Origin of the sequence: Citrobacter werkmanii (genome assembly GCF_008693645.1) — a bacterium.
Taxonomy (GTDB): domain Bacteria; phylum Pseudomonadota; class Gammaproteobacteria; order Enterobacterales; family Enterobacteriaceae; genus Citrobacter; species Citrobacter werkmanii.
In genome coordinates, this window is the sequence record NZ_CP044101.1 from 187,101 (window position 1) to 208,923 (window position 21,823).

At 51.8% G+C, this 21,823-nt stretch carries 21 protein-coding genes; 6 read left to right on the forward strand and 15 right to left on the reverse strand.

The window, feature by feature from the left end:
• Positions 1-37: 37 nt before the first annotated feature.
• From FOB24_RS01575 to asnC, 13 genes are all read right to left on the reverse strand, one after another.
• Positions 38-457, reverse strand: a complete 420-nt coding sequence (locus FOB24_RS01575) for a F0F1 ATP synthase subunit epsilon (RefSeq protein WP_003023809.1) — start codon at positions 455-457, stop codon at positions 38-40.
• 20 nt (positions 458-477) lie between these two features.
• On the reverse strand, positions 478-1,860 hold the full coding sequence (gene atpD / locus FOB24_RS01580) for a F0F1 ATP synthase subunit beta (protein ID WP_006687764.1): 1,383 nt from the start codon (positions 1,858-1,860) through the stop codon (positions 478-480).
• A gap of 26 nt (positions 1,861-1,886) precedes the next feature.
• On the reverse strand, positions 1,887-2,750 hold the full coding sequence (atpG, locus tag FOB24_RS01585) for a F0F1 ATP synthase subunit gamma (RefSeq protein WP_006687765.1): 864 nt from the start codon (positions 2,748-2,750) through the stop codon (positions 1,887-1,889).
• A 50-nt stretch (positions 2,751-2,800) separates the two neighbouring features.
• Complete coding sequence (gene atpA, locus FOB24_RS01590) at positions 2,801-4,342, reverse strand: F0F1 ATP synthase subunit alpha (RefSeq protein ID WP_003023802.1); 1,542 nt, start codon at positions 4,340-4,342, stop codon at positions 2,801-2,803.
• 12 nt (positions 4,343-4,354) lie between these two features.
• Entirely contained in the window at positions 4,355-4,888 is a 534-nt protein-coding gene (gene atpH, locus FOB24_RS01595) for a F0F1 ATP synthase subunit delta (RefSeq protein ID WP_006687767.1), read from the reverse strand.
• Between the two features lie 14 nt (positions 4,889-4,902).
• Positions 4,903-5,373, reverse strand: coding sequence for a F0F1 ATP synthase subunit B (atpF, locus tag FOB24_RS01600; protein WP_003023796.1), 471 nt, complete (start codon positions 5,371-5,373; stop codon positions 4,903-4,905).
• 59 nt (positions 5,374-5,432) lie between these two features.
• Positions 5,433-5,672 (reverse strand): F0F1 ATP synthase subunit C, encoded by a 240-nt coding sequence (gene atpE, locus FOB24_RS01605; protein ID WP_003023794.1) that lies wholly within the window; start codon positions 5,670-5,672, stop codon positions 5,433-5,435.
• Between the two features lie 46 nt (positions 5,673-5,718).
• A complete protein-coding gene (atpB, locus tag FOB24_RS01610; protein ID WP_006687768.1) occupies positions 5,719-6,534 on the reverse strand; it encodes a F0F1 ATP synthase subunit A in 816 nt (271 codons plus the stop codon).
• A gap of 7 nt (positions 6,535-6,541) precedes the next feature.
• Positions 6,542-6,922 carry a F0F1 ATP synthase subunit I gene (gene atpI, locus FOB24_RS01615; protein ID WP_042311402.1) on the reverse strand — a complete coding sequence of 127 codons (381 nt, stop codon included), beginning with the start codon at positions 6,920-6,922 and terminating at the stop codon, positions 6,542-6,544.
• Between the two features lie 614 nt (positions 6,923-7,536).
• Positions 7,537-8,160, reverse strand: a complete 624-nt coding sequence (gene rsmG / locus FOB24_RS01620; RefSeq protein WP_121529752.1) for a 16S rRNA (guanine(527)-N(7))-methyltransferase RsmG — start codon at positions 8,158-8,160, stop codon at positions 7,537-7,539.
• A gap of 102 nt (positions 8,161-8,262) precedes the next feature.
• Positions 8,263-10,152 (reverse strand): tRNA uridine-5-carboxymethylaminomethyl(34) synthesis enzyme MnmG, encoded by a 1,890-nt coding sequence (gene mnmG, locus FOB24_RS01625; RefSeq protein WP_038635780.1) that lies wholly within the window; start codon positions 10,150-10,152, stop codon positions 8,263-8,265.
• A gap of 372 nt (positions 10,153-10,524) precedes the next feature.
• Positions 10,525-10,974, reverse strand: a complete 450-nt coding sequence (gene mioC, locus FOB24_RS01630) for an FMN-binding protein MioC (RefSeq protein ID WP_038635783.1) — start codon at positions 10,972-10,974, stop codon at positions 10,525-10,527.
• Positions 10,975-11,062: 88 nt separating this feature from the next.
• Positions 11,063-11,521, reverse strand: coding sequence for a transcriptional regulator AsnC (asnC, locus tag FOB24_RS01635; protein ID WP_003023780.1), 459 nt, complete (start codon positions 11,519-11,521; stop codon positions 11,063-11,065).
• 151 nt (positions 11,522-11,672) lie between these two features.
• Here asnC and asnA point away from each other — a divergent pair, with 151 nt between their 5' ends.
• Entirely contained in the window at positions 11,673-12,665 is a 993-nt protein-coding gene (gene asnA, locus FOB24_RS01640; RefSeq protein ID WP_069323645.1) for an aspartate--ammonia ligase, read from the forward strand.
• Positions 12,666-12,668: 3 nt separating this feature from the next.
• On the opposite strand, the gene viaA is transcribed toward asnA, so the two are convergent.
• Both viaA and ravA read right to left on the reverse strand, forming a co-directional pair.
• Positions 12,669-14,120: an ATPase RavA stimulator ViaA gene (viaA, locus tag FOB24_RS01645; RefSeq protein WP_150344447.1), complete on the reverse strand. Its 1,452-nt coding sequence runs from the start codon at positions 14,118-14,120 to the stop codon at positions 12,669-12,671.
• Positions 14,114-15,610: an ATPase RavA gene (gene ravA, locus FOB24_RS01650; protein WP_038635792.1), complete on the reverse strand. Its 1,497-nt coding sequence runs from the start codon at positions 15,608-15,610 to the stop codon at positions 14,114-14,116. Before ravA ends, viaA begins: the two co-directional genes overlap by 7 nt.
• Positions 15,611-15,939: 329 nt before the next feature.
• On the opposite strand from ravA, the gene kup reads away from it, so the two are divergent.
• From kup to rbsB, 5 genes are all read left to right on the forward strand, one after another.
• On the forward strand, positions 15,940-17,808 hold the full coding sequence (gene kup, locus FOB24_RS01655) for a low affinity potassium transporter Kup (protein ID WP_085049158.1): 1,869 nt from the start codon (positions 15,940-15,942) through the stop codon (positions 17,806-17,808).
• Between the two features lie 192 nt (positions 17,809-18,000).
• The gene (rbsD, locus tag FOB24_RS01660) at positions 18,001-18,420 is read left to right on the forward strand and encodes a D-ribose pyranase (RefSeq protein WP_038635798.1); all 420 of its coding nucleotides are present in this window, start codon (positions 18,001-18,003) and stop codon (positions 18,418-18,420) included.
• A gap of 7 nt (positions 18,421-18,427) precedes the next feature.
• Positions 18,428-19,933 carry a ribose ABC transporter ATP-binding protein RbsA gene (gene rbsA / locus FOB24_RS01665; protein WP_016157825.1) on the forward strand — a complete coding sequence of 502 codons (1,506 nt, stop codon included), beginning with the start codon at positions 18,428-18,430 and terminating at the stop codon, positions 19,931-19,933.
• Positions 19,934-19,938: 5 nt separating this feature from the next.
• Positions 19,939-20,904, forward strand: a complete 966-nt coding sequence (gene rbsC / locus FOB24_RS01670; protein ID WP_003023762.1) for a ribose ABC transporter permease — start codon at positions 19,939-19,941, stop codon at positions 20,902-20,904.
• Positions 20,905-20,928: 24 nt separating this feature from the next.
• Entirely contained in the window at positions 20,929-21,819 is an 891-nt protein-coding gene (gene rbsB, locus FOB24_RS01675) for a ribose ABC transporter substrate-binding protein RbsB (protein ID WP_006687780.1), read from the forward strand.
• Positions 21,820-21,823 lie beyond the last annotated feature (4 nt).

The window sequence follows — 21,823 nt, forward strand, 5'->3', positions numbered from 1 at the left end:
TGGAAACCAGACTGGCCTTGTGTTTTTCAAGCCGGTGTTACATCGCTTTTTTGGTCAACTCGATAACGCGTAGTTTCGCGATCGCTTTGGCCAGTTCCGCAGATGCCTGAGCGTAATCCACGTCACCATGAGAGCTCTTGATATGCTCTTCAGCCTTACGCTTCGCTTCCAGGGCTCTCGCTTCATCGAGATCCTGTCCGCGAATCGCGGTGTCAGCCAGTACGGTCACGCTGCCAGGCTGCACTTCGAGAATGCCGCCGGACAGGTAGATAAACTCTTCATGACCGAACTGTTTAACGATGCGGATCATACCAGGCTTAATGGCGGTGAGCAGCGGAGCGTGACCCGGGAAAATACCCAGTTCACCTTCACTACCCGTTACCTGGATTTTTTCGACCAGACCAGAGAACATTTGTTGCTCCGCGCTGACTACGTCCAGGTGGTAAGTCATTGCCATATCACCCTCCGATTAAGGCGTTAAAGTTTTTTGGCTTTTTCCACAGCTTCTTCGATGGAACCAACCATGTAGAACGCCTGCTCTGGCAGGTGGTCGTATTCACCTTCCATGATGCCTTTAAAGCCACGGATGGTGTCTTTCAGGGAAACGTATTTACCTGGAGAACCGGTGAATACTTCCGCAACGAAGAACGGCTGGGACAGGAAGCGCTGGATCTTACGCGCACGTGCTACCACCAGTTTATCTTCTTCAGACAGTTCATCCATACCCAGGATGGCGATGATGTCTTTCAGTTCCTGATAACGCTGCAGCAGGGACTGTACGCCACGCGCGGTGTCGTAGTGTTCCTGACCAACAACCAGCGGATCCAGCTGACGGCTGGTGGAATCCAGTGGGTCAACGGCCGGGTAGATACCCAGGGATGCGATCTGACGGCTCAGTACCACGGTTGCATCCAGGTGAGCAAAGGTGGTTGCTGGGGATGGGTCAGTCAAGTCATCCGCAGGTACGTATACCGCCTGAACGGAGGTGATAGAACCGGTTTTGGTAGAGGTGATACGTTCCTGTAGAACACCCATCTCTTCCGCAAGGGTCGGCTGGTAGCCTACCGCTGATGGCATACGACCCAGCAGTGCAGATACTTCAGTACCGGCCAGGGTGTAACGGTAGATGTTATCAACGAACAGCAGAACGTCACGACCTTCGTCACGGAACTTCTCAGCCATGGTCAGACCGGTCAGAGCAACGCGCAGACGGTTTCCCGGCGGCTCGTTCATCTGGCCATATACCAGGGATACTTTGTCCAGAACGTTGGAGTCGGTCATTTCGTGGTAGAAGTCGTTACCCTCACGAGTACGTTCACCAACGCCCGCAAACACTGAGTAACCGGAGTGTTCGATCGCGATGTTACGGATCAGCTCCATCATGTTTACGGTTTTACCTACACCCGCACCACCGAACAGACCAACTTTACCGCCCTTCGCGAATGGACACATCAGGTCGATAACTTTGATGCCGGTTTCCAGCAGTTCCTGAGAACTGGACAGTTCTTCATAGGTAGGCGCTGCGCGGTGGATAGCCCAACGCTCTTCTTCACCGATATCGCCTTTCATGTCGATCGGGTGACCCAGGACGTTCATGATACGACCCAGGGTTGCTTTACCTACCGGGACTTCGATCGGGTGCTCAAGGTCTTTAACTTCCAGACCACGACGCAGACCGTCGGAAGAACCCATGGCGATGGTACGTACGATACCGCCGCCGAGCTGCTGCTGAACTTCCAGCACCAGGCTCTCTTTACCATTCATAACCTCAAGAGCATCGTACACGCGCGGTACGGCATCCTGAGGGAATTCGACGTCAACCACGGCGCCGATTACCTGGACAATTTTTCCAGTAGCCATCTTGAATCCTCTACGAATTAACCTGGTTATACCGCGGATGCACCACCGACGATCTCGGTGAGTTCCTGAGTAATGCTGGCCTGACGAGCTTTGTTGTATACCAACTGCAGCTCTTTAATCAGGCTGCCGCCATTGTCGGTCGCGGCTTTCATCGCCACCATACGTGCGGCCTGCTCGCTGGCCAGGTTTTCCACCACGCCCTGATAAACCTGAGACTCGACATAACGACGCAGCAGGGTATCCAGCAGCGCTTTCGGGTCTGGCTCATACAGGTAATCCCAGGATTTACGCTTCAATTCATCATCATCTGATGCCGGCAAAGGCAACAGTTGGGTGATGGTTGGCGTCTGAGACATGGTGTTAATAAATTTGTTGCTGACAACGTACAGTTTGTCCAGACGACCTTCGTCGTAGGCCTGCAGCATCACTTTAACCGGACCGATCAGTTCGGACAGGGAAGGGTTATCCCCCATGCCGGTTACCTGAGCAATCACATTACCGCCAACGGAATTAAAGAAAGACACGCCCTTAGAGCCGATCATTGCGATATCGCACTGAACGCCTTTATCGGACCATGTTTTCATATCCGCCAGCAGCTTTTTGAACAGGTTAATGTTCAAGCCACCGCACAGACCACGGTCGGTCGACACCACCAGGTAGCCCACGCGTTTAACGTCGCGTTCTTCCAGGTAAGGGTGCTTATATTCCAGATTACCATTCGCAAGGTGACCAATCACTTTGCGCATGGTCTCTGCATAAGGACGGCTGGCCGCCATGCGATCCTGCGATTTACGCATTTTGGAAGCGGCGACCATCTCCATCGCTTTAGTGATCTTCTGCGTGTTCTGGACGCTTGCGATCTTACTACGTATCTCTTTTGCGCCGGCCATGAGCTTCTCCTCAATGCCTTGCGGTCCGTCCTAAGACAGACCGCCAGACGTTACCAGGACTGGGTTGCCTTGAAGGAATCGAGGATAGCTTTCAGCTTGCCTTCGATTTCATCGTTATAGCCACCGGACTGGTTGATCTCTTGCATCAGCGGAGCGTGGTCACGGTCGACGTAAGCCAGCAGAGCGGCTTCGAAGCTACCGATTTTCGCCAGTTCCACATCTTCGAGGTAACCGCGTTCAGCCGCAAACAGCACCACACCCTGCTGTGCAACAGACATTGGCGCATACTGTTTCTGCTTCAGCAGTTCAGTTACTTTCTGACCGTGGCTCAGCTGCTTACGCGTAGCTTCATCCAGGTCGGAAGCGAACTGAGAAAACGCGGCCAGTTCACGATACTGCGCCAGCGCGGTACGAATACCACCGGACAGTTTCTTGATGATCTTGGTCTGCGCTGCGCCACCTACACGAGATACGGAGATACCCGGGTTAACTGCCGGACGAATACCGGAGTTGAACAGGTTGGTTTCCAGGAAGATCTGACCATCGGTAATAGAAATTACGTTGGTCGGAACGAACGCAGAAACGTCACCCGCCTGGGTTTCGATAATCGGCAGAGCGGTCAGGGAGCCGGTTTTACCTTTAACTTCACCATTGGTGAACTTCTCAACATATTCCGCGTTAACGCGGGATGCGCGTTCCAGCAGACGGGAGTGGAGGTAAAATACGTCGCCCGGGAATGCTTCACGTCCTGGCGGACGACGGAGCAGCAGGGAAACCTGACGGTAAGCAACAGCCTGTTTAGACAGGTCATCGTAAACGATCAGTGCATCTTCACCGCGGTCACGGAAGTATTCGCCCATTGCGCAACCGGCATATGGCGCCAGATATTGCAGTGCAGCAGATTCAGACGCGGTCGCCACCACAACGATGGTGTTGGACAGTGCGCCGTGTTCTTCCAGTTTACGAACCACGTTAGAAATGGTGGACGCTTTCTGGCCGATAGCCACGTACACACATTTGATGCCGGAGTCACGCTGGTTGATGATGGCATCGATAGCCATCGCGGTTTTACCGGTCTGACGGTCACCGATGATCAGCTCACGCTGGCCACGTCCGATTGGGATCATGGCATCAACAGATTTATAACCGGTCTGCACTGGCTGGTCGACGGACTGACGTTCGATTACGCCCGGTGCGATAACTTCGATTGGCGAGAAGCCATCGTTATCAACCGGACCTTTACCGTCAATCGGGGAACCCAGAGTGTTCACCACACGACCCAGCAGGCCACGGCCAACCGGAACTTCCAGAATACGACCCGTACACTTAACCTTCATGCCTTCGGCGAGGTCGGCGTATGGACCCATCACAACAGCACCTACAGAGTCGCGCTCCAGGTTCAGTGCGATAGCGTAACGGTTACCCGGCAGGGAAATCATCTCACCCTGCATACAATCGGCCAGGCCGTGAATGCGGATAACACCGTCACTTACAGAAACAATAGTACCTTCGTTGTGAGCTTCGCTCACAACATTGAACTGAGCAATGCGCTGCTTGATCAGTTCGCTGATTTCGGTGGAATTCAGTTGCATGCTCCAGTCCCCTTAAGACTGCAAGACGTCTGCAAGGCGCTCAAGACGGCCGCGTACGCTGCCATCAATGACCATATCACCCGCTCGGATGATTACGCCTGCCATTACAGACTTATCGATTTTGCAATTCAGCTTAACTTTGCGTGACAGACGTTTTTCCATCGCTGCACTAATCTTCGTAAGCTGTTCATCACTCAGTGCATTGGCAGAAGTGACTTCTACCTCAGAGATAGCCTCACTGGCTGCACGCAGATGAATAAACTGCTCAAGAACATCCGGGAGCGCATTCAGACGGTTATTTTCAGCCATTACCCTAATCAGGTTTTGGCCGCTTTCGTCCAGCTGCTCACCGCACACGGCGATAAACGACTCAGCGAGCGTTTCTGGCGCCAATGCGCCAGAGAGAAGCTCTGCCATTTGTTCGTTTTTCGTCACCTCAGCGGCGAAAGTCAGCATATCCTGCCAACGGTCTACGCTTTGGTGCTCAACGGCAAAGTCAAAAGCTGCTTTGGCGTAGGGGCGAGCTACCGTAATAAATTCAGACATCAGCCCCTCCCTCCTTACAGTTCAGCGACAAGTTTGTCCACGATGTCGCTATTAGCAGCTTCATCCACGGAACGTTCGATGATCTTCTCGGCGCCAGCAACAGCCAGGATAGCAACTTGCTTACGCAGCTCTTCGCGAGCACGTTTACGCTCGGCTTCAATTTCCGCCTGCGCCTGTGCCACGATTTTAGTACGTTCCTGCTCTGCTTCAGTTTTAGCTTCGTCCAGGATCTGAGCACGACGTTTGTTCGCCTGCTCGATGATTACCTGAGCTTCCGCCTTCGCTTTTTTCAGCTGGTCGGTCGCGCTGGCCTTTGCAAGGTCAAGATCCTTATGTGCTCGTTCTGCAGAAGCAAGGCCGTCAGCAATTTCTTTTTGACGTTTTTCGATGGCAGCCATTAACGGCGGCCATACGTACTTCATGCAGAACAGAACGAACAGGACAAACGCGATGGCCTGGCCGAGGATTGTTGCGTTAAGATTCACAGCACAATGCCTCTATCTAGTTAACGTTCTGATATTGCTCTTAATTCAAGCAACGCTTACTACGCGACAGCAAACATCACGTACAGACCCAGACCTACAGCGATCATTGGGATTGCATCCACCAGACCCATAACGATAAAGAACTGAGTACGCAGCAGAGGAATCAGATCCGGTTGACGCGCTGCGCCTTCCAGGAATTTACCCCCGAGGATGCCGATACCGATCGCAGCACCGATTGCCGCCAGACCCATCATCACAGCGGCAGCAATGTACAGCAGATCCATATTCAGGTTTTCCATGACAGTCTCCAGTTTGTTTCAGTTAAAACGTAGTAGTGTTGGTAAATTAATGCTCTTCAGATGCCATCGACAGATAGACAATCGTCAGAACCATAAATATGAAGGCTTGCAGCGTGATAATCAGTATGTGGAAAATGGCCCACGGCACATTCAGAATCCACTGTGACCACCACGGCAACAGACCAGCAATCAGAATGAAAATCAGCTCACCAGCGTACATGTTACCGAACAGTCGCAGACCAAGAGAGATTGGTTTGGACAGCAGGCTTACCCCTTCAAGGATTAAGTTGATAGGGATGAACGCCCAGTGATTGAACGGCTGCAGCGTCAACTCTTTCGCGAAGCCACCGATGCCTTTCATTTTGATGCTGTAGAACAGAATGAGGATAAATACGCCCAGCGCCATCGACAGGGTGATGTTCACGTCAGCGGACGGAACCACACGCAGAGCCGGCAGGCCAAAGATATGCTCACCGATGTACGGCAGCAGGTCGATAGGCAGCAAATCCATAAAGTTCATCAGGAATACCCAGACGAAAATCGTCAGGGCCAGCGGAGCAATCAGCTTGCTTTTGCCATGGTACATGTCTTTCACGCTGCCATGCACAAAGCCAATTACCAGCTCAATCGCGGTCTGAAATTTACCTGGTACGCCGCTGGTCGCCTTTTTGGCAACGCTACGGAACATTAACAGGAACAACAGACCCAGAACCACCGAGAAGAAAATGGAGTCAATATTGAGCGTCCAGAAGGTGGCTGGGGGGTTGTGCGGATCCACCAGCGAGAATGTACGTAGGTCCAACTGAAGGTTATTCAGATGGTGTCCTATGTAATCCTGCGGCGTCATATTTTCTGAAGCCATGATGCCTTTACCCTTTGTTGTTAATTACAGCCGGCGCCAGTATCTGAACCACCAGCACCAAAACCCACGTAACGATCAGCGGCACGAATACCGCTTTCAAAACAGCCAACGCCACAACCAGCAACACCAGCATCGCTAACACCTTGAAGGCTTCGCCGAAAGCGAACGTCCAGGCAACCCGACCTTTCGCTGGTGTATGCACCTGGTGACGCCAGGCGAATATCATAAACAACACATTGGGCAGTAACACTGCCAATCCCCCGCACAGTGCGGAGATGCCCCAGAAGGGGTCTTTGAGGCTAAACAGCAATCCACTTGCTATTACCGCCAGAAGCTGTGTGAGCAAAAGCTTACGAGCAACGTTTCGACTCAAGAGCGACATAGACATCACGTGTTTACTCCTGCTCCCTTCGAGGTATGCCGCGTGTCGTATAAAACGTTCTTTATGGCTTAGAGTCAAGCATCAAAAAGCGGACAAATTATACGGTGCGCCTTCGTGATTTCAAACAATAAGTAGCTAAAAAGTGAATAAATGTTTAAATATTTTTCGTTGTCCCACATTTATTACTTTTTGGCAAACTGTGAACGATCATGCAAAACTGCAAATGCCGCGAAAACACTGGCGTTAAAGCGTGCACCAGATCACATATTGAACATATTCCCCTTCGCATAATTTATTTACGTGGCAAATGGTGCCATTTCATCTTTTTGATATTTAAGCGTAAAAAGCGCCACTATTTCAAAAACAACGCCTAACAACAAAAGAACCATCGATTGACATTTATAATAAAAAATTAACACAAGCGGTGGTTCTTAGGTTCTATTTTTAGCAGACTGATATTTTCACAGTTGACTTGTTTCGCTTTTAACAAAAAACGGTACGTTATAGTTATGATGCAAAACCGTAAGGTAGAGGTGAAATGCAACAGCATTTCACCTCACTACTCTCTATAACTTTTAACACCGGGGTAGCCGTTTTTTCTCTATTTTTTTTGATAAAAATTAAATTTTGTTTGGTTTAATAACCACCAAATGACGTTCACCATCCAGTTGTGGAACGCGTAATTTTTCGACTGACTCGACGCTGAATTCTGCAGGCAACGAGGCGATTTCCTCTTCAGGCAATTGACCCTTGAGCGCATAAAAGCGTCCGTTCTGGCCCGGCAAGTGATGACACCAGCTCACCATATCATTGAGGGACGCGAATGCACGGCTGATCACCCCATCAAATGGCGGCTCTGAAGGAAATTCTTCAACCCGACTTTGCACAGGCGTAATGTTAGTAAGACCAAGCTCATGCTGCACCTGACGTAAGAAACGGATGCGTTTTCCCAGGCTATCCAACAGTGTAAAATGCGCTTCAGGCCGCACGATAGAAAGTGGAATTCCCGGCAGACCCGGTCCCGTGCCAACATCAATAAAGCGCTCGCCCTTCAGATAAGGCGCGACAACAATGCTGTCCAGAATATGGCGCACCAACATTTCGTTGGGATCCCGCACCGACGTCAGGTTATATGCTTTATTCCATTTGTGCAGCATATCGACATACGCAATCAGCTGATTTTTCTGGTGATCGGTAAGAGAAATACCGGCATCAGCCAGCAGACGAGAGAGTTTGTTGAGCACGGTCGTTACCTGTTAATAATCAAATGCCCGATGCGCTATCGCTTATCGGGCCTACAAATTTGTAGGGCGGACAAGCGAAGCGCTCCCGCCAAATTAGTGTTATCAAGCGCTGCGGCGCAGCATACCTTGTTTTTTCAGCCATACCAGCAGAATGGAGATGGCGGCAGGCGTTACGCCAGAAATGCGCGATGCCTGGCCGATCGATACCGGTTTGTGATCGTTTAGTTTGGCGATGACTTCATTCGACAATCCCGAGACCTGGCGATAATCCAGCGTTGCAGGCAACAGGGTATTCTCATTACGCTGTTGTCTTTCGATTTCTTCCTGCTGACGAGCGATATACCCTTCGTATTTCACCTGAATCTCAACCTGTTCCGCGGCCTGAGCATCATCTAGCGCCGGCGCGAATGCAGATAAAGAGGTCAACTGAGCATAGGTCATATCCGGGCGACGCAGGAGATCTTCACCGCTGGCCTCACGAGATAAAGGTGTTGCCAGGTGAGCGTTTACTTCGGCTGCAGATTCCGCTAACGGGTTTACCCAGGTTGATTTGAGACGCTGACGTTCTTGTTCAATGCGCTCCAGCTTTTCGTTGAAGCGAGCCCAACGCTCATCGTCCACCAGACCCAGTTCACGCCCAATTTCGGTCAGACGCAGGTCGGCGTTATCTTCACGCAGCATCAAGCGGTATTCAGCACGTGAGGTAAACATGCGGTACGGTTCTTTGGTTCCCAGCGTGCACAGATCGTCGACCAGCACGCCAAGGTAAGCCTGATCGCGACGCGGTGCCCAGCCGTCTTTCTCAGCAGACAAGCGTGCGGCGTTGAGACCTGCCAGCATCCCTTGGGCGGCTGCTTCTTCGTAACCGGTTGTACCGTTAATCTGGCCTGCAAAGAACAGGCCCTGGATGAATTTGCTTTCCAGAGTGGGTTTCAGGTCGCGCGGATCGAAGAAATCGTACTCAATCGCATAGCCAGGACGAACGATACGGGCGTTTTCCATCCCCTGCATGGATCGAACAATTTGCATCTGTACATCGAACGGCAGGCTGGTGGAGATGCCGTTCGGGTAAATTTCGTTAGAGGTCAGTCCTTCCGGCTCGAGGAAGATCTGATGCTGGTTGCGATCGGCAAAGCGCATCACTTTGTCTTCGATCGACGGGCAGTAGCGCGGGCCGATACCTTCGATTACGCCGGCATACATTGGGCTACGATCGAGGTTATTACGGATCACGTCATGGGTTTTCTCATTGGTATGCGTGATGTAACACGGCATCTGGCGCGGATGCTGAGAAGCGTCGCCCAGGAATGAGAAGACCGGCATCGGGTTGTCGCTGTTTTGTTGACCCAGTACGCTGAAATCGATAGTTCGTGCATCAATACGCGGTGGCGTACCGGTTTTCAGGCGGCTGACGCGCAGCGGTAGTTCACGCAGACGGCGTGACAGCGGAATAGACGGCGGATCGCCAGCACGGCCGCCGCTGTAGTTGTCCAGACCAATATGGATTTTGCCGTCGAGGAAAGTCCCCACGGTTAATACGACCGCTTTGGCACGGAACTTCAGTCCCATTTGGGTTACGGCACCCACGACACGATCGTTTTCAACAATCAGATCTTCAACCGCCTGCTGGAAGATCATCAGGTTGGGTTGATTCTCCAGCGCCGTGCGTACTGCCTGACGATAGAGCACACGATCGGCCTGAGCTCGGGTAGCGCGAACGGCTGGCCCTTTGCTTGCGTTTAGTATCCTAAACTGGATACCTGCGTGGTCGATCGCTTTTGCCATCAATCCACCAAGCGCATCCACTTCTTTTACCAGGTGTCCCTTCCCAATACCGCCAATCGCCGGGTTGCAGCTCATCTGCCCCAGAGTGTCGATATTGTGTGTCAAAAGCAGGGTCTGTTGTCCCATTCGCGCCGCGGCCATTGCGGCCTCGGTGCCTGCATGACCCCCGCCAATGATGATGACGTCAAAAGGATCCTGATAAAACATGGTAATTGCCTCGCATAACGCGGTGTGAAAATGGATTGAAGCCCGGGCCGTGGATTCTACTCAACTTTAGTCGATCGAGAAAGACCTGGGATCCTGGGTATTAAAAAGAAGATCTTTTTATTTAGAGATCTGTTTTATTGTGATCTCTTATTAGGATCGCCACTCTCTGTGGATAAGGACGATCCTTTGAATAAGATCAACAGGTTGCTGAGGATCATTAGCTGTGAATGATCGGTGATCCTGGTCCGTATAAGCTGGGATCAGAATGAAGGGTTATACACAACTCAAAAACTGAACAGCCGTTATTCTTTGGATAACTACCGGTTGATCCAAGCTTTTAACCAGAGTTATCCACATAAAAAAGTATGATCTTTACAAATCTCTGAGCAATGGATGCCAGGATCCCAGCCAAATTTCAGCCGGATCTTCCGGAATTTCATGTTCCAGCACGTTGATCTTAAGCGTTTCGCCGATCTGTTTTGCCCCACAGGCTTTCAGTTCTGCTTCCAGCTTGTCGATTGCGCCGCAAAAGGTGTCATATTCACGACTGCCGATGCCGATTGCGCCGAAGTTTACTTGCGACAGGTCCGGTTTTTGTTCGCGTAACGCATCATATAAAGGCTGCAGGTTGTCAGGAATGTCTCCAGCACCGTGTGTGGAGCTGATAATCAGCCAGATCCCTTCAGCCGGAACCTCATCCAGCATTGGTCCATGCAGTATTTCGCTGGAAAAACCGGCGTCGTCCAGCTTTTCAGCCAGATGTTCTGCTACATATTCCGCACTGCCAAGCGTGCTGCCGCTGATAAGAGTGATGTCTGCCATGCTCGCCCACCTTTATAAAGAAGGCGCATTGTACGCTGTGAGCGAGCTGGGATCTACCTGTGGAAAAATGTGGGATTAAAAAAAATGATCATGGCTTGATGGTACGCATGATCGGGTTCTGCAGGACGATCAGGGTTTCAGTGGACTGAATTTCATCAATTGTTTGGATCTTGTTGATAAGTACCTGTTGCAGCGCGTCGATCGACTTGCACATCACCTTAATAAAGATGCTGTAGTGGCCGGTGGTGTAATAGGCTTCGGTCACTTCGTCAAGGCTTTCCAGTCTGGCCAGCGCTGACGGATAGTCCTTCGCGCTTTTCAGAATGATGCCGATAAAGCAGCCGACGTCATAACCCAACTGTTTGGGACTGACATCAATACGCGCACCGGTGATGATCCCGGCCTGCTTCATCTTTTCTACGCGAACGTGAATTGTCCCCGGACTAACGCCAAACTGTTTGGCCAATTCTGCGTAGGCGGTGCGAGCATTTTCCATCAGGGCATCAAGAATGCCGCGGTCCAGATTGTCGATCTGATAATTTTCCATAGGTTTTTCTTATGTAGATTAATGATTCTTTTTATTTTAGACGTTAATTTTAACGAATCAAAATCGAAGTCGGCTTTTTGTTTGTTGATTATTGAATATTACCTCCATTCTGTTGCTTAATCATAGGCAACAGGACACAGGAGTACACATAATGAAAACCGCTTACATTGCCAAACAACGTCAAATTAGCTTCGTAAAATCTCATTTTTCTCGTCAGCTGGAAGAGCGTTTAGGTCTGATCGAAGTTCAGGCTCCGATCCTCAGCCGCGTAGGAGATGGCACGCAAGATAACTTGTCGGGCTGTGAAAAAGCGGTGCAGGTGAAGGTTAAAGCATTGCCGGACGCTCAATTCGAAGTGGTTCATTCACTGGCGAAGTGGAAGCGTCAAACGTTAGGACAACACGACTTTAGCGCAGGCGAAGGGTTGTACACGCACATGAAGGCCCTGCGTCCCGATGAAGATCGCCTCTCCCCACTGCACTCAGTGTATGTTGACCAGTGGGACTGGGAGCGCGTGATGGGCGACGGCGAGCGTCAATTCTCCACTCTGAAAAGCACGGTAGAGGCTATCTGGGCGGGAATTAAGGCCACCGAGGCTGCGGTTAGTAAAGAGTTTGGTCTGGCACCGTTCCTGCCAGAGCAGATCCACTTTGTTCATAGCCAGGAGCTGTTATCTCGTTATCCGGATCTTGACGCGAAAGGTCGTGAACGTGCGATCGCGAAAGAACTGGGCGCAGTATTCCTGGTAGGGATCGGCGGCAAGCTCAGTGACGGTCACCGTCACGATGTACGCGCGCCGGATTATGATGACTGGAGTTCAGCGTCTGAGCTGGGTCACGCCGGTCTGAACGGTGATATTCTGGTGTGGAACCCGGTTCTGGAAGATGCGTTTGAGCTGTCTTCGATGGGGATCCGTGTGGATGCCGACACCCTTAAACACCAGCTTTCATTGACCGGTGATGAAGATCGTCTGAGTCTGGAATGGCACCAGGCGCTGCTGCGTGGTGAAATGCCGCAGACAATCGGTGGCGGCATTGGACAGTCGCGTTTGACCATGCTGCTGCTGCAATTACCGCACATTGGTCAGGTGCAGTGTGGCGTGTGGCCGGCACAGGTACGTGAAAGCGTTTCTTCCCTGCTGTAATAATTAACGCCGCCAGCGTCTGAGCAGGCGGCTTCGCATCCCGGTATCAAAGCGCCAGATATGATCGAAAATGCGCATGATGCCGGGTTTGCCGTGTGCTGACATCGCCACCGCATGAAAACGATGCTGGTGCACCTGCTGTAATTCACCCACTTTATTGACGACCTCATCGGGCAATCGCTGAGCGATAAAATCAGAGATCACCACCGCATCGGCATCAAACCATTCCCGGCCCTGCATGCGCTCAATAATGGCGCGAAAGCAGCTGGCAATATCGGTACCGCCGCGAAAACGCTGGCTTAAAAAACGGATCGCTTGTTCAATGCCTTCCGGACCAGACAGCTCATAGCGCACCACTTCTGTTGAAAACAGCATAATGAAACAGCGCCGGTTATCGGCCAGGGCGACGCGCATTAGCGCCAGGCAAAAGGCTTTTGCACATTGCTCATTAAAACCGCCCATTGATCCCGACGTATCAACGCAAACAATAAACGGTCCGCGCGGCTGCTCGTCAAAATCCTGATGCACCACCGGACGTTCCGTTACTTTCTCGCGCCATGCCTCGCCGTGCAGACGATAGGTCAACAGCTGCTTTTCCACCAGCCGTCGGTAGAACTCGTATTCCAGTTCAGTAATGCCCAGTGTGGCCAGTTCCGGCGGCAACAGGCGCAGGATGTCGTCGCTTTGCTGGATGCCATCCACCTGTTCCGGGACGGTGGCGGGTTCCCGCACAAGGGTACGGAAGGTCTCCATGGGCGCATCTTTACGCGGCACAGATTTGGCCTCTCTGGAACGGCCTAACTGTTCAGCCAGACGCTGGAGTTCGGGCTGTTGCGCCAGAAATTCGCCGTATTTCACCATCAGTTGATAATCGCCGCGCTTGATTTGACCTGCGCTCATATCCCATAACCGGCCTGCGGCGTTGTCGTTTTCTGCCAGAACGGGTTCCAGTTGCCCGCTGAGGGTCATCCGTTCCTGAACTTCACTAAGTAAATGTTCACGCTCATCTTCCAGCAGTTGCTGATTCAGCGTTGTAGTTTGTACCACCAGACTCAGGCGCCAGCGCTGGAGAAAAAGCGTATGCAGGGCGGGCGTAAAGGTACTGTTGTCATCAACCAGTTGCTGCGCTTGCCCGGCCCACGGTGAATGGAGGCGATGTAATAGCGCCAATATTTGCGGGAGCTGGACTATAAACTGCGCGTGTGAGAGGAGCTGGCTTTGTTGATAGCACATGACCTCTTCCGTCAACTCCGGCGGTACATGGGTATCTTTGAGGCGGCTGCGCAGTGACTCGCGCCAGCGGGGAATATCGTCAGTAATTGCTTTTTTAAGACGAGGAAACTTTTTAAAAAACACCACCATCTTTGGAGAAGCCAGCAGGGCGACGATCATCTCTTCGATCATCGCCTCTTCACTGACTGCCAGCATGATATTGAGCGTATCAAGGGTTAGCATTGTTGCGCCTGGCGGATTTGTGCCCCGACATCCTGCAGGCTGGCCTCAATGCGGCCTAACCAGTCGCTATGAATAAACAGACATTTTTGCTGTTCGCTGAATGCACTGTGCTGCTGGTGCCACTCGTTATCAAGTGCTTCAAGCTGCTGTTTTATCTCATCAGGCATACTCTCTTGCGATGCACCGGGCAGCGCCAGACGAGAGCCTTGCAAACTGACGTCGCGCACAACCAGGTGCTGTGCGCTATCGACTTCCATGTTCAGCGTTTGGGCGAAGCCGATCCCGTTTAATTTTCCGCGGATCTCACCGCCTTTGGTTAGCCACTGTTCCAGCGCTCCCCGTTCGAAAGCAATATGGATAACTTCCATATCATGCAGTTTTAAGGGTTTTTGCAGCAGTAATGTCACGACTGAAGAAGTGGCTTCCGGCGGTAAATCATAATGAGGACGACGGCTGAACATGCCGCCCTGACGGATCACCGTGAATGCCGTTTTGTCGCTTTGCTGTTGCTGGAGCTGGATGCGGCGCTGCACAATGCTGGCCAGACGCGTCAGCATGGCTTGCTGCTGCCAAGCGTGTCCGGTCATCAAAATTTCAAGCTGCTGTTGCATCAGATTCAGGCTTTGCGCGTCGTACCACAGGCAATCTTTCAACAGGATCAGGTCGATAGGCACGACCGCATCACGTCCGCTGAAGAAGGCGCTGGCCTGGAGTAAGCGGATAGCTTTTTTCCAGCGGCGATCGGATACATAGGGGGCATTCGGTAATGCGTCTAGCTGTTGGCGCAGCGTGAAAATTAGCTCAAAGACGCGATCGGGAAGCTTGATGGCGCCAATGTCCTTTTGCCACTGGTAATACTCTTCATCCGTCACCTGTAACGACGCCGGGACCGGGTTGTCACTTTCATCCTGCTGGCTTAACAGCATGGAGCGGAAGTTGGCCTTGTCCTGAACTTTATCCAGCCACAGGCGGATCAGCATACGGTCGTACAGGGCTTCCAGGCTGCTGTCTGCTTCAGGCAGTTCGTTGGAGGCTGCCACCAGCAGACGCATCGGGATTTTCTCTTCATGCGCGCCGTTACGAAAATGCCGTTCGTTAATAGCGGTCAACAGGGTGTTGAGAATGGCCGGGCCTGCTTTCCAGATTTCATCGAGAAAGACAATTTCAGCTTCGGGTAAATAGCCCGCCGTTAAGCGTTCATAGCGACCTTCGTCTTTCAACGCCTGGATAGACAGCGGCCCAAACACCTCTTCCGGCGTAGAGAAGCGCGTCATCAGGTATTCGAAAGCGCGGGCGTTTTGAAAAGCAAACTTCAGTCGACGGGCAATTAAGCTTTTTGCGATCCCTGGAGGACCTAATAAGAATACGCTCTCGCCGCTTAGAGCAGCCAGCAGGCAAAGGCGAATGGCGTGGCTACGTTCATAAAGTCCCTTTTCCAGCGCATTGCTCAGACGGGAAATTCTTTCCGCTAATAAATGTGGGTGAGCCATAATGAAGTGGCGTCCTTTCGCCAAATGTACTGCGTAAACTGCGAGTATAGATGCTTCACACCAGTGCAGTAATAGACTGAAGGTGCGCTTATTTTTCTTTGAGCCAGATTAATCTGGTCTCATTTAGGGGTACGATTTTGTGAGTAATCGTGCATACTGTGCGCCTTTTTGTGGGCCAAGGGACGACGCACACATTTCTAATATATACACCATATCAATCATACTGCACCAAGGCGGCAATGGAGTTTTCTTCTGGGATGGGGGGAATAACGAATGCAACCCACACGGAGTGGCTTGAATGATGATGTGTATAAACGAAAGACGAGTCTATGAGCACTGATAATAAACAATCATTGTCTGCGATTACCCTTGCGGCCATTGGGGTTGTCTACGGTGATATTGGTACCAGCCCACTTTATACGCTTCGTGAATGTTTGTCTGGCCAGTTTGGTTTTGGCGTTGAACGTGATGCTGTGTTTGGTTTTCTCTCGCTGATTTTCTGGCTGCTGATCTTTGTTGTCTCCATTAAATATCTGACGTTTGTCATGCGTGCGGATAACGCCGGGGAAGGTGGGATCCTGACGTTGATGTCATTGGCCGGGCGCAATACCTCGGCGCGAACAACCTCGATGCTGGTCATCATGGGGTTGATTGGCGGCAGCTTCTTCTATGGTGAAGTGGTGATTACGCCAGCCATTTCAGTGATGTCGGCGATTGAAGGTCTGGAGATTGTTGCACCGCAGCTGGATACATGGATTGTTCCGCTCTCGATTATCGTGCTGACCCTGCTGTTTATGATTCAAAAACACGGTACCGGCATGGTTGGTAAACTGTTTGCGCCGATTATGCTGCTGTGGTTCCTGACGCTCGCGGTATTAGGCGTGCGCAGTATTATTGGTAACCCGGAGGTACTGCAGGCGCTAAATCCGTACTGGGCGGTGCATTTCTTCCTCGAATTCAAAACGTTGTCCTTTATTGCGCTGGGCGCGGTGGTGCTGTCGATTACCGGTGTTGAAGCGCTGTATGCGGATATGGGGCACTTCGGTAAGTTGCCGATTAGACTGGCGTGGTTCTCGGTGGTATTGCCTTCGCTGGTGCTGAACTATTTTGGTCAGGGGGCGCTGCTATTAAAGCATCCTGAAGCGATCAAAAACCCGTTTTTCCTGCTGGCGCCGGACTGGGCATTGATACCACTCCTGATCCTTGCCGCGCTGGCAACGGTTATCGCTTCGCAGGCGGTAATTTCCGGTGTCTTCTCGCTGACGCGTCAGGCCGTGCGTCTGGGGTATTTGTCGCCGATGCGGATCATTCATACTTCGGAAATGGAATCGGGTCAGATCTACATTCCTTTCGTTAACTGGATGCTCTATTTTGCGGTGGTTATCGTGATTGTGAGCTTTGAACACTCCAGTAATCTGGCCGCGGCGTACGGGATTGCGGTAACGGGGACAATGGTACTGACATCTATTCTGTCTACCACCGTGGCGCGCAAAAACTGGCACTGGAATAAATACTTCGTCTTCCTGATCCTGGCGGCGTTCTTGTGCGTCGATGTTCCGTTGTTCTCCGCGAACCTCGATAAACTGATTTCCGGCGGTTGGCTGCCTCTGACGCTGGGTCTGGTGATGTTCACCATCATGACTACGTGGAAAAGCGAGCGTTTCCGTCTGCTGCGTCGCATGCATGAGCACGGCAACTCTCTGGAGGCGATGATTGCCTCTCTGGAGAAATCCCCACCGGTACGCGTGCCGGGAACGGCGGTATATATGTCGCGTGCGCTGAACGTCATCCCGTTTGCGCTTCTGCATAACCTCAAGCATAACAAGGTGCTGCATGAACGCGTGATTCTGCTGACGCTGCGTACGGAAGATGCGCCATACGTGCACAACGTGCGTAGGGTGCAGATTGAGCAGTTATCGCCCACCTTCTGGCGCGTAGTGGCCAGCTACGGCTGGCGTGAAACGCCGAACGTTGAGGAAGTGTTCCATCGCTGCGGTCTGGAAGGCTTAAGCTGTCGGATGATGGAAACCTCCTTCTTTATGTCGCACGAGTCGCTGATTGTCGGCAAACGGCCATGGTATTTGCGTCTGCGCGGCAAGCTATATCTGCTGCTACAGCGCAATGCGCTGCGCGCGCCGGACCAGTTTGAAATCCCACCAAACCGGGTTATTGAGCTCGGTACTCAGGTAGAGATTTAAGGCAATCGACGCCCTCTTTCATCGCGAAAGGGGGCGTTTTGTTTTGTCCCTCCCAGTTTTCATTTCATCAAATGATAATCCTTGCGAAACGTTTCGATGGCGATCACATTTTCGTAACGTCGCGGTGGTTTTCTGTCCATTCTTCGCACTACACTTATCTTCAGCGAAACGTTTCGCTAGTGGGGAAAGAAAATGAAGAAAGGCACGGTACTCAACTCTGAAATTTCAACGGTGATCTCCCGTCTGGGACATACCGATACGCTGGTGGTGTGTGATGCCGGTTTACCCATCCCGAACAGCACAACGCGTATTGATATGGCATTAACCCAGGGCGTACCTTCTTTTATGCAGGTACTGGATGTGGTTACACGTGAAATGCAGGTCGAGGCGGCCATTCTCGCGACGGAAATTAAACAACATAATCCGCAACTCCACGAAACGTTGCTCAGCCACATTGAGCAACTGCAACAACACCAGGGAAACACCATAGAAATTCGTTACACCACGCATGAACAATTCAAAAAACAAACCGCAGACAGTCAGGCGGTAATTCGCAGCGGAGAGTGTTCTCCGTATGCGAATATCATTCTCTGTGCTGGCGTCACGTTCTGAGGCCATCATGAACGCATTACTGCAACTCAAAGGGATCGATAAAGCGTTCCCGGGCGTAAAAGCGCTATCCGGCGCTGCGCTGAATGTCTATCCAGGCCGCGTAATGGCGCTGGTGGGCGAAAACGGCGCGGGCAAATCCACCATGATGAAAGTGCTGACCGGGATCTACACCCGTGATGCTGGCTCTTTATTGTGGCTGGGGAAAGAGACCACCTTTAATGGCCCGAAATCCTCTCAGGAAGCCGGAATCGGTATCATCCACCAGGAATTGAACCTGATCCCGCAACTCACTATCGCTGAGAACATTTTTCTTGGCCGTGAGTTTGTGAATCGCTTTGGCAAAATTGACTGGAAGAAGATGTACGCCGAAGCCGATCTGCTGCTCGCCAAACTCAATCTACGCTTTAAAAGCGACAGGCTGGTCGGTGAGTTGTCGATTGGCGATCAGCAAATGGTCGAAATTGCTAAAGTGCTGAGCTTTGAATCGAAGGTCATCATTATGGATGAGCCGACGGATGCGCTCACCGATACCGAAACCGAATCCCTGTTCCGCGTTATCCGCGAGCTGAAATCGCAGGGGCGCGGCATTGTCTATATCTCCCACCGTATGAAAGAGATCTTCGAAATCTGTGATGACGTGACCGTCTTCCGTGACGGGCAGTTTATTGCCGAGCGTGAAGTCGCAACGCTGACCGAAGACTCACTGATTGAAATGATGGTGGGACGTAAGCTGGAAGATCAGTACCCGCGTCTGGAAAAAGCGCCGGGCGATATTCGCCTGAAGGTCGATAATCTGTGCGGCCCAGGGGTAAACGATGTTTCGTTCACGCTGCGTAAAGGCGAGATCCTTGGCGTATCGGGGCTGATGGGCGCCGGACGTACCGAGCTGATGAAAGTGTTGTATGGCGCATTGCCGCGCACCAGCGGCTACGTCACGCTTGATGGGCATGAAGTTGTCACCCGTTCGCCACAGGATGGCCTTGCAAACGGCATCGTCTATATTTCTGAAGACCGTAAACGTGATGGCTTAGTGCTGGGCATGTCGGTGAAAGAGAACATGTCACTGACCGCGTTGCGCTATTTCAGCCGCGCAGGTGGAAGCCTGAAGCATAAAGATGAGCAGCAGGCGGTAGGTGATTTTATTCGTCTGTTCAATGTTAAAACGCCATCGATGGAACAGGCTATCGGCCTGCTCTCGGGCGGTAACCAGCAGAAAGTGGCCATTGCGCGCGGTCTGATGACCCGACCAAAAGTCCTGATCCTCGATGAACCAACACGCGGCGTCGACGTTGGGGCTAAGAAAGAAATTTATCAGCTTATCAACCAGTTTAAGGCCGATGGGCTGAGCATCATTCTGGTCTCCTCTGAGATGCCAGAAGTATTGGGCATGAGCGATCGTATTATCGTTATGCATGAAGGGCATCTCGGCGGTGAATTCACTCGCGAGCAGGCCACTCAGGAAGTATTAATGGCTGCCGCTGTGGGCAAGCTTAATCGCGTGAATCAGGAGTAAAAAAGATGACTACCCAGGCTGTTTCTGGTCGCCGTTATTTCACTAAAGCATGGCTTCTGGAGCAAAAGTCGCTCATCGCTCTGTTAGTGCTGATCGCGATTGTTTCCACCATGAGCCCCAACTTTTTTACCGTTAATAATCTGTTCAACATTCTCCAGCAAACGTCGGTAAACGCCATCATGGCCGTTGGCATGACGTTGGTCATCCTGACGTCGGGTATCGATCTGTCCGTCGGTTCCTTGCTGGCGCTTACCGGTGCGGTGGCAGCGTCCATTGTCGGTATTGAAGTCAATGCGCTGGTGGCCGTTGCCGCTGCTTTGGCGCTCGGCGCTGCCATTGGCGCAGTAACCGGGGTCATTGTCGCGAAAGGCCGCGTGCAGGCGTTTATCGCCACGTTGGTGATGATGCTGCTGCTGCGCGGTGTGACCATGGTGTACACCAACGGCAGTCCGGTAAATACCGGGTTTACTGACAATGCCGATCTGTTTGGTTGGTTTGGTATTGGTCGTCCGTTAGGCGTGCCTACGCCTGTGTGGATCATGGGGATTGTCTTCCTGGCGGCGTGGTACATGCTGCACCATACGCGTCTGGGGCGTTATATCTATGCGCTGGGCGGTAACGAAGCGGCAACGCGTCTGTCCGGTATCAGCGTGAGTAAAATCAAAATTATCGTTTACTCCCTGTGCGGTCTGCTGGCATCGCTGGCAGGCATCATTGAAGTGGCTCGTCTCTCCTCTGCGCAGCCGACGGCAGGTACTGGCTATGAGCTGGATGCTATCGCTGCGGTGGTGTTAGGCGGTACCAGCCTGGCGGGCGGTAAAGGACGTATTGTTGGGACGCTGATCGGCGCATTAATTCTTGGTTTCCTCAATAATGGTTTGAATTTGTTAGGTGTATCCTCCTATTACCAGATGATCGTCAAAGCGGTGGTGATTTTGCTGGCGGTACTGGTAGACAACAAAAAGCAGTAACAACGATTACAGGACATCTTAAATATGAACATGAAAAAACTGGCTACCCTGGTTTCTGCTGTTGCGCTGAGCGCCACCGTGAGCGCGAATGCGATGGCGAAAGATACCATTGCGCTGGTGGTCTCCACCCTCAATAACCCGTTCTTTGTGTCTCTGAAGGATGGCGCGCAAAAAGAGGCGGATAAGCTGGGCTATAACCTGGTGATTCTGGATTCACAGAACAACCCGGCGAAAGAGCTGGCTAACGTTCAGGACTTAACGGTTCGTGGAACTAAAATACTGCTGATTAACCCGACTGACTCTGACGCTGTTGGTAACGCTGTGAAGATGGCTAACCAGGCGAAGATCCCGGTTATTACCTTGGATCGTCAGGCTACAAAAGGTGATGTGGTCAGCCACATTGCGTCTGATAACGTGCTGGGCGGTAAAATTGCGGGTGATTACATCGCGAAGAAAGCAGGTGAAGGCGCGAAAGTTATCGAACTGCAGGGGATTGCCGGTACTTCAGCGGCGCGTGAGCGTGGCGAAGGTTTCCAGCAAGCCGTTGCGGCACACAAATTTAACGTACTGGCCAGCCAGCCGGCAGACTTCGACCGCACTAAGGGTCTGAACGTCATGCAGAACCTGCTGACTGCACATCCTGACGTGCAGGCCGTATTTGCCCAGAACGATGAAATGGCGCTGGGTGCGCTGCGCGCACTGCAAACCGCGGGTAAATCTGATGTGATGGTGGTTGGATTTGACGGCACGCCAGATGGCGAAAAAGCAGTAAATGATGGCAAACTGGCTGCGACCATTGCTCAGTTGCCGGATCAGATCGGCGCGAAAGGCGTGGAAACTGCGGATAAGGTTCTGAAAGGCGAGAAGGTTCAGGCTAAATATCCGGTTGATCTGAAGCTGGTCATCAAGCAGTAACACC

Excerpts from the sequence above, each read along its gene's own strand:
- asnA (WP_069323645.1), top strand. The coding sequence starts at position 11,673 with ATGAAAACCGCTTACATTGCCAAACAACGTCAAATTAGCTTCGTAAAA.
- atpG (WP_006687765.1), bottom strand. The coding sequence starts at position 2,750 with ATGGCCGGCGCAAAAGAGATACGTAGTAAGATCGCAAGCGTCCAGAAC.
- atpI (WP_042311402.1), bottom strand. The coding sequence starts at position 6,922 with ATGTCTATGTCGCTCTTGAGTCGAAACGTTGCTCGTAAGCTTTTGCTC.
- atpE (WP_003023794.1), bottom strand. The coding sequence starts at position 5,672 with ATGGAAAACCTGAATATGGATCTGCTGTACATTGCTGCCGCTGTGATG.
- atpB (WP_006687768.1), bottom strand. The coding sequence starts at position 6,534 with ATGGCTTCAGAAAATATGACGCCGCAGGATTACATAGGACACCATCTG.
- mioC (WP_038635783.1), bottom strand. The coding sequence starts at position 10,974 with ATGGCAGACATCACTCTTATCAGCGGCAGCACGCTTGGCAGTGCGGAA.
- viaA (WP_150344447.1), bottom strand. The coding sequence starts at position 14,120 with ATGCTAACCCTTGATACGCTCAATATCATGCTGGCAGTCAGTGAAGAG.
- FOB24_RS01575 (WP_003023809.1), bottom strand. The coding sequence starts at position 457 with ATGGCAATGACTTACCACCTGGACGTAGTCAGCGCGGAGCAACAAATG.
- rbsB (WP_006687780.1), top strand. The coding sequence starts at position 20,929 with ATGAACATGAAAAAACTGGCTACCCTGGTTTCTGCTGTTGCGCTGAGC.
- asnC (WP_003023780.1), bottom strand. The coding sequence starts at position 11,521 with ATGGAAAATTATCAGATCGACAATCTGGACCGCGGCATTCTTGATGCC.
- atpD (WP_006687764.1), bottom strand. The coding sequence starts at position 1,860 with ATGGCTACTGGAAAAATTGTCCAGGTAATCGGCGCCGTGGTTGACGTC.
- rbsD (WP_038635798.1), top strand. The coding sequence starts at position 18,001 with ATGAAGAAAGGCACGGTACTCAACTCTGAAATTTCAACGGTGATCTCC.
- rbsC (WP_003023762.1), top strand. The coding sequence starts at position 19,939 with ATGACTACCCAGGCTGTTTCTGGTCGCCGTTATTTCACTAAAGCATGG.
- mnmG (WP_038635780.1), bottom strand. The coding sequence starts at position 10,152 with ATGTTTTATCAGGATCCTTTTGACGTCATCATCATTGGCGGGGGTCAT.
- ravA (WP_038635792.1), bottom strand. The coding sequence starts at position 15,610 with ATGGCTCACCCACATTTATTAGCGGAAAGAATTTCCCGTCTGAGCAAT.
- kup (WP_085049158.1), top strand. The coding sequence starts at position 15,940 with ATGAGCACTGATAATAAACAATCATTGTCTGCGATTACCCTTGCGGCC.
- atpA (WP_003023802.1), bottom strand. The coding sequence starts at position 4,342 with ATGCAACTGAATTCCACCGAAATCAGCGAACTGATCAAGCAGCGCATT.
- rbsA (WP_016157825.1), top strand. The coding sequence starts at position 18,428 with ATGAACGCATTACTGCAACTCAAAGGGATCGATAAAGCGTTCCCGGGC.
- atpH (WP_006687767.1), bottom strand. The coding sequence starts at position 4,888 with ATGTCTGAATTTATTACGGTAGCTCGCCCCTACGCCAAAGCAGCTTTT.